General features: G+C 64.6%; 11 protein-coding genes, 1 tRNA gene, 1 other RNA gene and 1 pseudogene. 6 read left to right on the top strand and 8 right to left on the bottom strand.

Annotated features, from left to right (window positions below):
- Positions 1-10: 10 nt before the first annotated feature.
- The 3 genes from pilB to B447_RS16560 form a co-directional block, all read right to left on the bottom strand.
- Positions 11-1729: a type IV-A pilus assembly ATPase PilB gene (gene pilB, locus B447_RS16570; RefSeq protein WP_002942984.1), complete on the bottom strand. Its 1719-nt coding sequence runs from the start codon at positions 1727-1729 to the stop codon at positions 11-13.
- Between the two features lie 76 nt (positions 1730-1805).
- Complete coding sequence (locus B447_RS16565; protein WP_037983036.1) at positions 1806-3098, bottom strand: HlyC/CorC family transporter; 1293 nt, start codon at positions 3096-3098, stop codon at positions 1806-1808.
- 77 nt (positions 3099-3175) lie between these two features.
- Complete coding sequence (locus tag B447_RS16560; protein ID WP_002924665.1) at positions 3176-4009, bottom strand: cytochrome C assembly family protein; 834 nt, start codon at positions 4007-4009, stop codon at positions 3176-3178.
- 48 nt (positions 4010-4057) lie between these two features.
- Between B447_RS16560 and ffh the strand changes: the two genes are divergently transcribed.
- Genes ffh through gloA form a run of 5 tightly spaced genes read left to right on the top strand, consistent with a single transcriptional unit; the run spans position 4058 to position 8175 of the window.
- Entirely contained in the window at positions 4058-5428 is a 1371-nt protein-coding gene (gene ffh, locus B447_RS16555) for a signal recognition particle protein (RefSeq protein WP_002924663.1), read from the top strand.
- An 11-nt stretch (positions 5429-5439) separates the two neighbouring features.
- Complete coding sequence (locus tag B447_RS16550; protein WP_002942970.1) at positions 5440-6225, top strand: EI24 domain-containing protein; 786 nt, start codon at positions 5440-5442, stop codon at positions 6223-6225.
- Entirely contained in the window at positions 6222-6971 is a 750-nt protein-coding gene (locus B447_RS16545) for a competence/damage-inducible protein A (RefSeq protein ID WP_002924659.1), read from the top strand. The genes B447_RS16550 and B447_RS16545 overlap by 4 nt, the downstream gene beginning before the upstream one ends.
- A gap of 8 nt (positions 6972-6979) precedes the next feature.
- A complete protein-coding gene (locus B447_RS16540; RefSeq protein WP_002942968.1) occupies positions 6980-7759 on the top strand; it encodes a M48 family metallopeptidase in 780 nt (259 codons plus the stop codon).
- Positions 7760-7788: 29 nt separating this feature from the next.
- Positions 7789-8175: a lactoylglutathione lyase gene (gloA, locus tag B447_RS16535; protein ID WP_002924655.1), complete on the top strand. Its 387-nt coding sequence runs from the start codon at positions 7789-7791 to the stop codon at positions 8173-8175.
- A gap of 31 nt (positions 8176-8206) precedes the next feature.
- On the opposite strand, the gene B447_RS16530 is transcribed toward gloA, so the two are convergent.
- Together B447_RS16530 and B447_RS16525 are read right to left on the bottom strand one after the other, a co-directional pair.
- The gene (locus B447_RS16530; RefSeq protein WP_002942966.1) at positions 8207-9286 is read right to left on the bottom strand and encodes an HD domain-containing phosphohydrolase; all 1080 of its coding nucleotides are present in this window, start codon (positions 9284-9286) and stop codon (positions 8207-8209) included.
- Between the two features lie 86 nt (positions 9287-9372).
- Positions 9373-10617, bottom strand: coding sequence for a nitronate monooxygenase (locus B447_RS16525; RefSeq protein WP_002924652.1), 1245 nt, complete (start codon positions 10615-10617; stop codon positions 9373-9375).
- A 180-nt stretch (positions 10618-10797) separates the two neighbouring features.
- On the opposite strand from B447_RS16525, the gene ssrA reads away from it, so the two are divergent.
- Positions 10798-11125: a transfer-messenger RNA gene (gene ssrA / locus B447_RS22290) on the top strand.
- Positions 11126-11336: 211 nt separating this feature from the next.
- Here ssrA and B447_RS16520 read toward each other — a convergent pair.
- The 3 genes and pseudogenes from B447_RS16520 to B447_RS16510 all read right to left on the bottom strand — a co-directional run.
- Positions 11337-11415 (bottom strand) — tRNA-Ile (locus tag B447_RS16520).
- 16 nt (positions 11416-11431) lie between these two features.
- The gene (gene rpoD / locus B447_RS16515) at positions 11432-13429 is read right to left on the bottom strand and encodes an RNA polymerase sigma factor RpoD (RefSeq protein WP_002924650.1); all 1998 of its coding nucleotides are present in this window, start codon (positions 13427-13429) and stop codon (positions 11432-11434) included.
- A gap of 48 nt (positions 13430-13477) precedes the next feature.
- Positions 13478-14018 (bottom strand): annotated as a pseudogene (locus B447_RS16510) (DNA primase); the annotation flags it as partial.

The raw sequence follows: 14018 nt of genomic DNA, 5'->3' as shown, positions 1-14018 counted from the left end.
TGTCCTTGTTCTATTCGTTGGTCGTCGCCAGGACTTCTTCGAGCGAGGTTATACCTTGCTTGACCTTGAGAAGCCCGGACTTGCGCAGGTCGCGCACGCCTTCGCGTTCCGCCTGCGCCGCGATGTCCATCGAGTTGCCGCCGGTCATGATGATGTGGGCGATCTCCTCGCTGATCGGCATGACCTGGTAGATGCCCAGGCGCCCCTTGTAGCCGCTGCCCTTGCAGCGGTCGCAGCCGACCGGCCCCATGGGTTGCCAGCTGCCGTCCAGTTCCTCGGCGCTGAATCCCGCCTCGATGAGCGCCTCGAAGGGAATGTCCGCGGCCTTCTTGCACGAGCATAGCCGGCGCGCGAGGCGCTGTGCCGTGATGAGGATCACCGACGATGCAATGTTGAACGGCGCCACGCCCATGTTCTTGAGTCGCTCGAGCGTGGTGGGGGCGTCGTTCGTGTGCAGGGTCGACATCACCAGGTGGCCGGTCTGCGCCGCCTTGATCGAGATCTCCGCGGTCTCGAGGTCGCGAATTTCACCGACCATGATGATATCGGGATCCTGGCGCAGGAAGGCCCTGAGTGCGACCGAAAAGGTGAGCCCCGCCTTCTCGTTGACGTTGACCTGGTTGATGCCGGGCAGGTTGATTTCGGCCGGGTCCTCTGCCGTGGAGATATTCACGCCCGGCTTGTTGAGCAGGTTGAGGCAGGTGTAGAGCGACACGGTCTTGCCCGAGCCCGTCGGGCCGGTGACGAGGATCATGCCGTAGGGGCGTTCGACCGCTGCGAGCAGCGCCTTGCGCTGGTCGGGCTCGTAGCCGAGCGCATCGATGCCGAGCATCGCCGAGCTCGGGTCGAGGATGCGCATGACGATCTTCTCGCCATGCAGTGTCGGCAGGGTCGATACGCGAAAGTCGATGGCCTTGTTCTTTGACAAAACCAGCTTCATGCGGCCGTCCTGGGGGACGCGTCGCTCGGAGATGTCGAGGCGCGAGATCACCTTGATGCGGGCAGCGATCTTCTCCTTGAGTACCAATGGCGGCTGGGCGATGTCGCGCAGGATGCCATCGGTGCGTACGCGGATGCGATAGAACTTCTCGTAGGGCTCGAAGTGGATGTCGGAGGCACCCTCGTTGATTGCGTCGATCAGGACCTTCTGGATGAACTTGACGACGGGGGCGTCATCGACCTCTGAGGCCTCGTCCTCGTCGCGCTGCTGCTGCGCGGGCGTGTCCTGCTGCAGCAGGTCCATGTCGAAGGCTTCACCCGTGAGGTCGCGCAGCGTGTCCGCCGCGGATTCGACCAGCGCATCGATGACGCGCTTGAGCTTGTCGGCCTCGGCGATCACGAGGTCGAGCTGCATTCCGGTCTGGAAGCGGATCTCGTCAAGCGCCCGCATGTTCGACGGATCGGCGGTAGCCAGCGTGAGGCGATTCTGGCGTTTGGCCAGAGGTGCGATCTGGTGCTTCTGTATCAGCTTGCGATCGACTGCGTCACGTGCGTATGAGGAGGCGTCGACCGCTGCGATGTCGAGCAGGGGGTAACCGAAGGTCTCGGCCGCAAAGCGCGCCATGTCGGCGCACTTCATCAGGCCGCGGCTGGCGACCTCGAGGATGAACGCGTTGCTGCCCTCGTTGGCATGGGAGGAACAGGCCTGCGCATCTGCTTCCTGCAGATGTCCGTGCTGTATCAGTGCCCTGGCGAACCCGCTCAGGGTCGGTTTTGTCGCTGCCGCCATGCCATGCTCTTGTCCGGAGTGCGGCGGATGTTGCACCGCGCACCCGCCCTTGTAAAGGTTTGCGAGGTGTCGAGCGTCATGGTCCGCTCCTTTCTGCCTGTGTCGGAGCGAGGGGGCGGAACAGTCGCGCCGTGCGGATCATGCGGTCCTGGGTCTGCACGACCTCGATCGGCGTGTCGGCAATCTTCATCGATACGCCGGCTTCCGGGATGTCCTGAAGGTACTCGATGATCAGCCCGTTGAGTGTCTTGGGACCGTCAGTGGGCAGCGCCAGGTCGAGGCGGCGGTTGAGCTCGCGCAGGTTCGCCGAGCCGTCCACCAGCACGTTGCCTTCCTCGCTCCAGGCCATGCGGTTGCCGGCATCAGGGATGCTGGTGGTGAATTTGCCGATGAGTTCCTCGATGATGTCCTCCAGGGTGATCAGGCCGAGGATCTCACCATACTCATCGACAACGAAGGCCAGGCGCTGCTGGTTTTCCTGGAAGAACTGGATCTGCGAATAGAGTGGGGTGTCGGCGGGAACGAAGTAGGGGCGGGTGAGCAGCTCGCGGATGCGCTCCACCGAGAAGGTGTCCTGGAGTGTGTCGCTGAGCAACCGGCGCTGGTGGAGTACGCCGATCACGTGCTCGCTGTCACCGTCGTACACCGCGAGGCGGGTGTGGAAGCTGGTGGCAATCTGGCGGCGGAGCTGTTCCTCCGGGTCGCTGAGGTCGATCGCCTCGATGGCGCCGCGCGGCGTCATCACGTCCTCGACCGTGATGTTCTCGAGGTCGAACAGGTTAACCAGCATGCTGCGGTGCTTGTGCGGTATGTACTGGCCGGAGTCGATGACCATGGCGCGCAGTTCATCGATTGATAACGCACCGTTGTCGCCTTCCTTGGGCTGCAGGCGGATCGTCCATAGCAGACCGCGGGAGAACAGGTTGACGAACCACACCACGAAATAGAACGCGCGCAGCAGGCCGGCGAGCGGGTAGGCCACGATGGGTGCGAGGCGATCGGCGTAGGTTGCACCAATGACCTTGGGCGTGATCTCCGCGAAGACGAGGATGGCGAAGGTGACGAGCAGGGTGGCGACGCCGAGCGCCCAGCGCTCGTTGCCGAACAACTCGAGCGTGATCACGCTCACCAGTGTTGCGGCGGCGGTGTTCACCAGGTTGTTGAACAGCAGGATGACGCCTAGCAGGCGGTCCGTTTTCGCCAGCAGGTCAAGCGCCAGCGTGGCGCCGGTGTTGCCCTGGCTGGCCAGGGAGCGCAGCCGGTAGCGGTTGGCTGCCATCATGACCGTCTCGGACATCGAGAAGCAGCCGGAGAGAACGAGCAGCACGACCAGGGCTGCGGCCTGCAACGTCAGGGTGAGATCCGACACGGAGCGGTAAGGGAGTGGAAAGCGTCCGAGTATTGGTGCCGGCTAGGACGCTGTCAACCTGGGGCCGACCTTGACGCTCAGTACGGGCTCTTGAGTACGACCTCGATCACGAAGCGGCTGCCGACGTAGGCCAGCATGAGGGCCACGAAGCCAGCGAGCGTCCACCGCAGCGCGATCCGGCCACGCCAGCCCCACAGCCGGCGGCCGACCAGCAGGCTGCCGAACAGCAGCCAGGAGATGAACGCGAAGATGGTCTTGTGATCCACGCGCAGGGCCTGGCCGAACAGGGACTCGGAGAACAATACGCCGCTCGCCAGCGTCAGCGTCAGCAGCACGAAAGCGATGCTGATGAGCCTGAACAGCAGGGCCTCCATCGTGAGCAGCGGCGGCAAGCCCGACAGCAGGCGGCTGAAGCGTGCGTTGTGCAACTGGCGGCCGGCGACCGCCATCAGCATCGCGTGCAAGGCTGCAAGGGTAAACAGGCTGTAGGCCAGCATGGCGACGACGAAGTGTGCGCGGAATGCTGGCGATGCCGCGTTGGTGAGCACGTGCTCGCCGGGGAAGACTAGCGGCACCAGGCTGGCCACCGCGCCCGCCGGCATGACCACGGCGTGGAGCCCGTCGAGTCGCGTGTACAAGGTCTCGACCCAGTAGAAGCAGACGGCCAGCCACACCATCAGCGATAGTGCGACACCGAAACCGAAACGCATCTCGTTGCCCGGGAAGATCCCGACATGCAGGGCGAAGCCGTGTGCGAGCAGCGCGAGCAGCAGCAGGCCGCGTTCTCGGCCGCTCATGCATTCGCGACGGGTGCCGGGGGTGGCTTTGCCGAGCATGCACTGGCGCCAGAACAGGACGCCGATGCCGGCATAAAGCGAGGCGGGAAGCAGATGAAGTAGAATTGTGCGCATACGTAGCTGCAGTTTACTCCAAGTCACGCGCCCAAGGCCTGCCCCAGAATGCTCGACAATCTCACTCAACGCCTGTCCAAAGTCGTCAAGACGCTGCGCGGCCAGGCCCGCCTGACCGAAGACAACATCCAGGACGCGATGCGCGAGGTGCGCATGGCCCTGCTCGAGGCCGACGTCGCACTTCCCGTGGTCAAGGATTTCGTCGCCCGCGTCAAGGAAAAGGCCGTCGGCCAGGAGGTCGTCGGTTCGCTGACGCCCGGCCAGGCGCTGGTGGGCGTGGTCCACGACGAACTGAAGGCGCTGATGGGCGGGGCCCACGAGGGCCTGAACCTGTCGACCCAGCCGCCGGCCGTGGTGCTGATGGCCGGCCTGCAGGGCGCAGGCAAGACCACAACCACCGGCAAGCTTGCCAAGCTGTTGCACGAAGAGCACAAGAAGAAGGTGCTGGTGGTGTCGGCGGACGTCTATCGACCGGCGGCCATCGAGCAGCTGAAGACCGTGGCCGCGCAGGCCGGCGTGGGCTTCTTCCCGTCTTCGGCCGAGCAGAAGCCGGTGGATATTGCGCTTGCCGCGCTCGATCACGCGCGCAAGCACCACATGGACGTCCTCCTCGTCGACACCGCGGGCCGGCTGGCGGTCGATGAGGCGATGATGGCCGAGATCAAGGCCTTGCATGCGGCGGTGACGCCGATCGAGACCTTGTTCGTGGTCGACGCCATGCTGGGCCAGGATGCCGTCAATACCGCGCGTGCCTTCAACGAGGCCTTGCCCCTCACCGGCGTCGTGCTCACCAAGCTCGATGGCGATTCGCGCGGCGGTGCAGCCCTGTCGGTGCGCCACGTCACCGGCAAGCCGCTCAAGTTCGCTGGTGTCGGCGAGAAGCTTTCCGGGCTCGAACCCTTCCACCCCGACCGTATGGCCAGCCGTATCCTCGGCATGGGCGACATTCTCGGGCTGGTCGAGGAAGCCCGGCGCGGGGTCGACGAGGAAAAGGCCCGTGCTTTCGCGCAAAAGCTCAAGACCGGGAAGGGCTTCGACCTCAACGACTTCAAGGAACAGATCGCCCAGATGCGCAAGATGGGTGGCCTGGCTTCGATGATGGACAAGCTGCCCGCGCAGTTTGCGGCGGCCGCCGACAAGCTTCAGGGCGGTGCAGAGGAAAAGGCGATCAGCCGCATCGAAGGCATCATCAACTCGATGACGCCGCTCGAACGCAGCAAGCCCGAACTGCTCAAGGCCAGCCGCAAGCGTCGCATCGCCGCGGGTGCGGGTGTGACGGTGCAGGAGGTCAACCGCCTGCTCAACCAGTTCGAACAGACGCAGAAGGTGATGAAGCAGTTCTCCAAGGGCGGCATGGGCAAGATGATGCGAGCCATGAAGGGCATGATGCCCGGCGGCTTCCCGGGGCTGCCGCGCTGAGTGGAGGCGCCATGAAGGACATCGTGCTTGCCTTCGGCCGCGCTGGCCGCAGCCTGCTGAGGCGGGACATCTTCTGGCACCTGGTATGGCCGGGCGTGCTGGCGACGGTGCTGTGGTCCGTACTTGCGGTGCTGCTGTGGACGCCGGTTACCGAGGGCGTGTTCGGCTGGGTCAGCGGCTGGGCCTTCGTCGGTAGCTGGCTGTCGGCATCCGAGGCAGCGGCGGCGGTGATGCTGGTGCTGATCAAGTTTGCGGTTGCGCTGCTCCTCGTACCCCTGATTTACGTGACAGCGGCGCTGCTGGTGGCCACGATTTCGCTGCCGCTGATGCTCGAGCGCATCGGCCGCAGCGACTATGCGGACATCGAGCAGCGTCGTGGCGGCTCGAACCTTGGCAGCGCCTGGAACTCGATCGTCGCCGGGGTGCTCTTTCTCGTGGCCTTGATCGTCTCCTTGCCGTTCTGGCTGATCCCCGGTGTCGGCCTGCTCGCCTCGGTGGTGCTGACCGGCTGGCTCAACCAGCGTGCGTTTGGCTACGACGCTCTCATGCTGCATGCCGACCGTGACGAGATGCTGCGCCTGCGCACCGACTGGCGGCCGCAGATGCTGCTGGTGGGCGGCGGCAGTGCGCTGCTGGCCTATGTGCCGGTGATCAACCTGGTGGCGCCGGCCTTTGCCGGCCTTGCCTTTGTCCATTACATGCTGGAAACCCTGCGTAAGCATCGGCTGCAGCACGGCGTGACCGTGCTCGATGCCGAGCCAGTTGCTCGGGGATCCGGTTCGCGGGAGCTGTCATGAACTTTGGCGCACTCATCATCGGTGACGAGATCCTGTCGGGGCGCCGCAGCGACAAGCACCTCGCCAAGCTCATCGAACTGCTCGGCGCGCGCGGGCTCAAGCTGTCGTGGGCACGTTACGCGGGAGATGACCTCGATCGCCTTGTCGACACCCTGCGCCAGACCTTCGCCACCGGCGATGTGGTTTTCAGCTTCGGCGGCATCGGCGCCACGCCGGACGACCGCACGCGTGAGGCCGCCGCTGCGGCGCTCGGGCTGGATCTCGCCCTTCATCCCGAGGCAGAGCGCGAGATTCGCGCCCGCTTCGGTGACGAGATCACCGCCGAGCGTCTGCAGATGGGTGTGTACCCCGTGGGAAGCGACATCATCCCCAACAGCTTCAACCGTATTCCCGGGTTCTCGATCCGCCGCCATTACTTCGCTCCGGGCTTTCCGGTGATGGCCTGGCCGATGGTCGAGTGGGTGCTGGACACGCACTATGGCCACCTGCATCACGCCGAGGACTATGTCGAGGCGGCCGTCACCGTGTGGGATGCCTATGAGGGCCAGCTCATCGGCCTGATGCGCAGGATCACCGCGGACTTCCCCGATGCGACGCTGTTCAGCCTGCCGACGATCGCCTCCGAGGGTCAGCGGCGATCGATCGAGCTCGGCATGAAGGGCACGGCGGCACGCGTGGCCGAGGCGATGGCCTGCATCAGGGCCGATCTCGATGCGCGTGGCGTGGAGTGGGAAGACAAGGCTTGAGCGGGGCATTGGCGGCGGTCGCGGCGCCTTCGTCGCAGCACCAGGCGTACCACCTGGTCATCGATGGCACACCGGTGGCCCTCGTGCTGCGACGTTCCGCGCGACGTTCGATGGCGCTGCAGGTCGACCACCGTGGTGCGCGTGTTGCCGTGCCATTGCAGATGCCCCTGGGCGAGGTCGAGCGCTTCGTGCGCGGCCATGGCCGCTGGTTGCTCGACCGGCTGCGGGCGCATGCCGGTGCACCAGCCCAAGTGCGCATCGAGATCGCAGACGGGGTGCAACTTCCCGTCCTCGGCAAGCCGCTGACCTTGCGGCTCGTGGCGGGGCGGGGCGTGCGCTGGCGTGTGGGCGAGGGCGGTGGCGAGGAGCTTTTGCTGCCGGCCGCCTGCAGCAGTACCCAGAAGGCACTTCTGCGCGCCCTTCAGGCACGGGCGCTGGGCTGGTATCGTGCCCGTGTCGAGGAGTACTGCCTGAGGCTCGGCCACGCCGTGCCTGCGGTGCGACTGTCCAATGCGCGCACGCGCTGGGGGAGCTGTAGCCAGCGCTCCGGCATCCGCCTGCATTGGCGACTGATACACCTCGTCCCCGAGCTGATCGACTATGTGGTCGCCCACGAGGTGGCCCACCTGGCCGAGATGAACCATTCGCCGCGCTTCTGGGCGGTCGTCGAACGGCTGTATCCGGACTGGCGCGAGGCGCGTGCCGCATTGCGGCGGGCCGCGGCGACCTTGCCCGTCATCGGTCCTGAGGCGCCGGCGGTGGGGGTGCCGCTCATGCAGGAAGACTGAACCCAACCCAAGCACAAGGACAACAAACCATGCGAATCCTTCACACCATGCTGCGCGTCGGCGATCTCGATCGCTCCCTTGCCTTCTACACCGAAGTGCTCGGCATGCGCCTGCTGCGCCGACAGGACTACCCGGACGGAAAGTTCACGCTCGCCTTCGTCGGCTATCAGGACGAAATGGACGGCGCGGTGCTCGAGCTGACGCACAACTGGGGCGTAGACCGCTACGAGCTCGGCAACGCCTATGGCCACATCGCGCTCGAGGTCGAAGATGCGCGCAAGGCCTGTGAGGACATTCGTGCGCGCGGCGGCAAGGTGGTTCGCGAGGCAGGGCCGATGAAGCATGGCACGACGGTCATCGCCTTCGTCGAGGATCCGGACGGCTACAAGGTCGAGCTGATCGAGCGCCGCAGCTGAGAGTGAGTGACTCTTGCGGGCCCGCTGGGGGTCAGGCAACCGCTGCGCTTTCGTGCTCGTCCTGGAAGCGCTGGCGGATGAGCTGGACTTCGTCCCATGACTGCAGGAAGACGTCGACGCAATTGGGATCGAAATGGCTGCCGCGACCCTCGCGCAACAGGCCGATCGCTCGTGCGAGCGGCCATGCGGGCTTGTAGGGGCGTTCCGAGGTGAGTGCGTCGAACACGTCGGCCACCGCGACGATGCGCCCTTCGAGGGGGATGCTGTCGCCTGCAAGGCCTCGCGGGTAGCCGCTGCCGTCGAACTTCTCGTGGTGAGTGAGCGCGATGGTGGCGCCCAGGCGCAAGATGCTGGAGGACGACTCCTTGAGAATGTCGTAGCCGATCTGCGGGTGGCGTTTCATGACTTCGAATTCATCGGTAGTCAGCCGCCCCGGCTTGAGCAGGATCGTGTCGGGGATCCCCAGTTTGCCGACGTCGTGCATCGGTGCTGCCATCAGCAGGTCCTGGGCAAATGCGTGGCCGTGCCCAAGGCGCTCGGCAATGAGCGCTGAGTAGTGCGACATGCGCTGGATGTGGGCGCCGGTTTCGGGGTCGCGGAACTCTGCGGCGCGTGACAGGCGGGTGATCGTCTCGCGTTCGCGGTCTACGATTTCGGCAGTGGCTTTGCGCACCTCCTCTGCCAGGGTCTCGGCGCGCTGGCGGGTGGCAAGATGCGCCTCGCGCAACTTGAGCATGTTGCGCACACGAGGCTCGAACTCGTGCCCGTCGATCGGCTTGGTGAGAAAGTCGTTGGCGCCGCATTCGAGCGCTTCGTAGCGCACGCTGCGCTCGTGGCTGGCGGTGACCATCAGGATCGGCAGGTCGTCGGCGCGGCGGTTGGCGCGGATGCGGCGGATGAATTCCACGCCGTCCATCGCCGGCATCATGTAGTCGACGATGATCAGGTCGGCCTCGTTCTCGAGGCACCAGGTCAGCGCCTCGATGGGGCGCTCGAAGGTGTGGGCCTGCGTGCCCGGCAGACGGTCGACGAGCTTGCCCATCAACACAAGGTTGAGCGGCGTGTCGTCGACGACGACGACTTTCATCGGAGCGGATTCGCGACTGTCCATGGTGGCAGTATTGGTCTCCACAGCCGTCCCGCCGAGGAATTAGTTCGCACCGCGGGCATCGTCGAGGCGACTGCCCGCGCGTACGCTCAGTCCGGCAGCGCGATCCTGTTGTCAGTGCTGTAGAGATAGTCGTTGAAGACGTGCTCGGCACTGAGCAGGCGGTAGTCTCCATTGTCGTCCAGCGAGGACGTGTCCTTGAGCCTGTAGGTGTAATGACCACAGGTCCAGCAGTCGAAGTTTCGCATGTGGGTGCACAGACAGGTCTTGTCGAACACCTTGACCTTCTTCGCGTCCGGGTGAGCAGCCACCTCGCGGTTGTAGGCCTCGATGTACTGGCAGTTGCCGCTGGAGTCGAGCAGGTAGCCGTAAGCCTCGCAGTTGGGGCGGATACCGGAGCCGATTGCCGGACTACTCTTGAGCATCCGCATCGGATAGCCTGTGGGCGAGATCTGGTTGACCTCGATCTCGTCTTCCTTGGCCTTGAAGTAGTCCTGCTTGACCTCGTCGGGCAGGCCGCACTCCTTGGTTACGGTGAAGCGAGTCGCGACCTGGACCGCGCTCGCTCCGGCCTCGAGGAAATTCACCGCGTCCGTGCCAGTGAAGATGCCGCCGGCCGGGATCAGCGGGATGTCGAGCTGCTGTTCGCGCAGCCAGTCGGTGATCTCGGCGACGATGGCAGCAAGGTCGTATTGCGCCCAGTCCATGCCAAAGCCGAGGTGGCCGCCGGCGAGCGGCCCCTCGACCACTACGTAGTCGGGCATGCGGCCAGTGCGTGCGCTCTTCTTCAGGAACAGCTGCAGCGCGCGCAGCGAGCTGACGATGATGCCGAGCTTGACGTCCTTGAAGCGGGGATGGTCCTCGATCAGCGCAAAGGACCCCAGATGCAGGCCAGCCGCCAGGGTGATGCCGTCGATGCCGTGGTCCATGGCCGTGCGCAGGCGCACCCGGAGGGTGTCCTTGGGCGCGTTCATGGTCAGCTTCTCCATGCAGTTGATGAACACCATGCCAGGTCCGCGCTTGCGTTCCATGGTGCGCGCGACATGGGTGGCGGTGGCTTCGGCAATCAGGCCAAGATCGAACTGCACCACCGACTTGTCGGCGTTGGCAACGTTGAACTTGTACTGCTGCAGCTTGTTCTTGACGTACTTGGTGTTGTAGCGACGATCGGACACGGTCGGGAGCATCGCGTCCGAAATGTGACCGACGCCACCTAGCCGGGCTGTTTCGAGCGCGAGGTCGGCTGTGGAAATGTCCACGCCCATGCCGCCCACCATGATCGGTACCAGTTCATCGGCGCCCAGTCGCAGGCGAAAGTCATCTACGCGCTTCATCGAATCGTGTCCGCTTTGTCGGAAGTCCGCCATTATCGCTCTTCCCGGCCTCCGGGCCCAGCGTTGCGTGAGGCTTCCGATGCGCGACGTAGCGGCGGTTTGGCCGCGAGCCCGTGTTTCCCGCGTCCGCCGTGCTGCGGGCGGGGTGTGGCATCCGCTTACAAAAGCGTGAGGCGTTGAGCGGGCTCAGGCATTGAATGCGTGAGCCGAACTGCGTACCATCACGGTCATGGTTGTAATCCCGGCAATCTGGAGGCGTTCTGGACAGGGGTTCGATTCCCCTCACCTCCACCCAAGGGCATTCGGGAGTGCGTTTGGGTGGGGGTGTACTGGTTTCGACAGGGCGGGCAAAGGTGAGCAGGCAACCCGAGAGGCGACGGACGTAATCCGCGCAAATCCATAAACGCCAACGATGAGCGTTTCGCACTGGCCGCTTAAGGTCTATGCCGAGGCTGCTTGAGCCTTGTTACCAAAGAAAAGCCGGTGGGGACTTCGGTCCCCATCGTCACGTCTACGACACGGCTTTTCGCGTCGGCGCCGACCGATGTGTCGACGCCTTCGACATCACGGCCCTTCGTGTCGATTATTCGCGGTTACGACGACAGGTCTGTGCGCTGGCATTGCGAACGGGCGCACTTGCCCTGCGCGCGAACGACGCAATGGTGCGCCGAAAAGCAAAACGCCAGCCCCGAAGGGCTGGCGTAAGTGCTTGATGCGATTGGTGGGCCCCCTGGGAGTCGAACCCAGCACCAACGGATTATGAGTCCGCTGCTCTAACCAGGCATGAGCTAGAGGCCCGGTGCTACTGGAATCTCTATGCGTCGCTGTCGAGGAAGCTGCGCAGCTTCTCCGAGCGGCTCGGGTGACGCAGCTTGCGCAGCGCCTTGGCTTCGATCTGGCGGATACGCTCGCGGGTGACGTCGAACTGCTTGCCGACCTCCTCCAGCGTGTGGTCGGTGTTCATCTCGATGCCGAAACGCATGCGCAGCACCTTGGCTTCGCGCTGGGTCAGGGAGTCGAGCACCTCGCAGGTGGCGTCGCGCAGGCCGGAGTACATCGCCGCCTCGGCCGGAGCCAGGGTGGCGGTGTCCTCGATGAAATCGCCCAGATGGGAGTCGTCGTCGTCGCCGATCGGCGTCTCCATGGAGATCGGCTCCTTGGAGATCTTCATGATCTTGCGGATCTTCTCCTCGGGCATCTCCATCTTCTCGGCCAGCGTCGCCGGGTCCGGTTCCTGCCCGGTTTCCTGCAGGATCTGGCGGCTGATGCGGTTCATCTTGTTGATCGTCTCGATCATGTGCACCGGGATGCGGATGGTGCGCGCCTGGTCGGCGATCGAGCGCGTGATGGCCTGGCGGATCCACCACGTGGCGTAGGTCGAGAACTTGTAGCCACGGCGGTATTCGAATTTATCGACCGCCTTCATCAGGCCGATGTTGCCTTCCTGGATCAGGTCGAGGAACTGCAGCCCGCGGTTGGTGTACTTCTTGGCGATCGAGATCACCAGGCGCAGGTTGGCTTCGGTCATTTCGCGCTTGGCGCGGCGCATCTTGGCTTCGCCGGTGGACATCTGGCGGTTGATGTCCTTCAACTCCTTGAGCGGAATGCCGATCCTGTCCTGCAGGTCGATGAGCTTTTGCTGCTCCTCGAGCACCGCCGGGTGGATTCGCATGAGGCCTTCGGCGTAGTTCTTGCCGGAGGCAATCTCGTCCTTGAGCCAGTCGAGGTTCACTTCCTGGCCGGGGAAGACCTTGATGAAGTGCTGGCGCGGCATGCCGGCGCGGTCGACGCACAATTGCAGGATCTGGCGTTCGTGGCTGCGCACCTGCTCGACCATGTGGCGGACCGAATCGCATAGCTTCTCGATGGCCTTGGCGGTGAAGCGGATGTTGAGCAGTTCGTCCGAGATCTGCTGCTTGAGCTCGAGGTAGGCCTTGTCCTGCGAGTCCTTCTTGTCGAGGACCGTCATCTTGCGGGCATACAGTTCGCGGATGACGTCGAAGCGGGCGAGCGCGTCGTTCTTGAGCTGGAGCAGCGAGGCAGCGTTGGCGCGCTCGGCGCTGTCGGCATCGTCTTCCTCGTCCTCGCTGTCGTCGGCGCCATCCTCGTCTTCGCTGTCTTCGTCCTCCTCCTCGGCGCTGGCTGCGGCGTCGTCGTCCGCGCCTTCTTCGCTGCTGGCGTTGGGGTCGATCAGACCGTCGACGAGTTCATCGATCTTGGCTTCGTCGCGCGCGATGCGGTCGACGATCTCGAGCATCTCGGCGATCGTGGTGGGGCAGGCGGAGATGGCCTGCACCATGTGCTTGAGGCCGTCCTCGATGCGCTTGGCGATCTCGATTTCGCCCTCGCGGGTGAGCAGCTCGACCGTGCCCATCTCGCGCATGTACATGCGCACCGGGTCGGTGGTGCGGCCGAACTCGGAGTCGACCGACGACAGTGCCTGCTCGGCCTCCTCTTCGGCGACGTCCTCGTCGACGTTGGTCGCGACGCTGTCCGACATGAGCAGGTCTTCCGCGGCCGGAGCCTCGTCGTAGACCTGGATGCCCATGTTGTTGAACGTGGCGATGATGCCTTCGATCTGTTCGGCGTCGGCGACGTCGTCGGGCAGGTGGTCGCTGATCTCGGCGTAGGTGAGGTAGCCACGTTCCTTGCCGAGCGTGATCAGGGTCTTCAGGCGCGTGCGCCGCACCTCCGCATCCAACGGGGTGGCTGCGGGGCTTTCGACGACCGGTGATGCCTTGTCCTTCGCCTTCGAGGGGCGGCCCTTCGTGGCGCCGTCCTTGCGCGGATCCTTGGCTTTTTCGCGTGCCATAGCACTCCTCAGGTGAGGGTGTAAGAAAATGAGAAACCCGAAATTGTACTATAAATCTGAGACTTTGCCGCTGCTGGCGAGGTTCCGTTTCTCGATCAGCAGTTCGCCGAGCCGGTGGCGCCCGGCGGCGTCCAGGCCGGATTCACGATCTCTTTGTAGCAGGGCGGCGATCTCATTGCCGACGCTGTCGGCGTGCAGCTTGCGCAATGCGTCCTCGAAAAGCGTCTCGACCACGGCTTCGTCAAATTCGGATTCGACGAGTTCCGCCGCGACGCGGGAGAGTGTTTCGGCGTGCGGCGTGTCGCGGAAGCGCTCTATCAGGGCGCCCAGGCCGCCCGCGGGGATGGGTTCGCCCAGGCTCAGCATGTCGATGATGGCGATCAGTGCAAGGCCTTCGGGGCTGCTGTCGGGTACCAGGCTCACGGGCAGGCGAGCGGCCCAGGTCGGGTGCTGCAGGACCAGGCGCAGCAGCGTTCCCGTCGTCGACGGCGGCTTGCGGCGGCCGTGCGGTCGCGAACGCTGGGCGGGCTGCGGGTTGCGGCGCGGGCGCGGCGGTGCAGCGCTCGGCTCGTCAGGCGAGGCGGTGGTC

It is taken from the genome of Thauera sp. 27 (assembly GCF_000310125.2).
Taxonomy (GTDB): domain Bacteria; phylum Pseudomonadota; class Gammaproteobacteria; order Burkholderiales; family Rhodocyclaceae; genus Thauera; species Thauera mechernichensis.
The sequence above is the reverse complement of the archived record's forward strand: the minus strand, read 5'-3'. Positions and strand labels throughout refer to the sequence as shown.

Excerpts from the sequence above, each read along its gene's own strand:
- pilB (WP_002942984.1), bottom strand. The coding sequence starts at position 1,729 with ATGGCGGCAGCGACAAAACCGACCCTGAGCGGGTTCGCCAGGGCACTG.
- B447_RS16560 (WP_002924665.1), bottom strand. The coding sequence starts at position 4,009 with ATGCGCACAATTCTACTTCATCTGCTTCCCGCCTCGCTTTATGCCGGC.
- ffh (WP_002924663.1), top strand. The coding sequence starts at position 4,058 with ATGCTCGACAATCTCACTCAACGCCTGTCCAAAGTCGTCAAGACGCTG.
- B447_RS16550 (WP_002942970.1), top strand. The coding sequence starts at position 5,440 with ATGAAGGACATCGTGCTTGCCTTCGGCCGCGCTGGCCGCAGCCTGCTG.
- B447_RS16545 (WP_002924659.1), top strand. The coding sequence starts at position 6,222 with ATGAACTTTGGCGCACTCATCATCGGTGACGAGATCCTGTCGGGGCGC.
- gloA (WP_002924655.1), top strand. The coding sequence starts at position 7,789 with ATGCGAATCCTTCACACCATGCTGCGCGTCGGCGATCTCGATCGCTCC.
- B447_RS16530 (WP_002942966.1), bottom strand. The coding sequence starts at position 9,286 with ATGGACAGTCGCGAATCCGCTCCGATGAAAGTCGTCGTCGTCGACGAC.
- B447_RS16525 (WP_002924652.1), bottom strand. The coding sequence starts at position 10,617 with ATGAAGCGCGTAGATGACTTTCGCCTGCGACTGGGCGCCGATGAACTG.
- rpoD (WP_002924650.1), bottom strand. The coding sequence starts at position 13,429 with ATGGCACGCGAAAAAGCCAAGGATCCGCGCAAGGACGGCGCCACGAAG.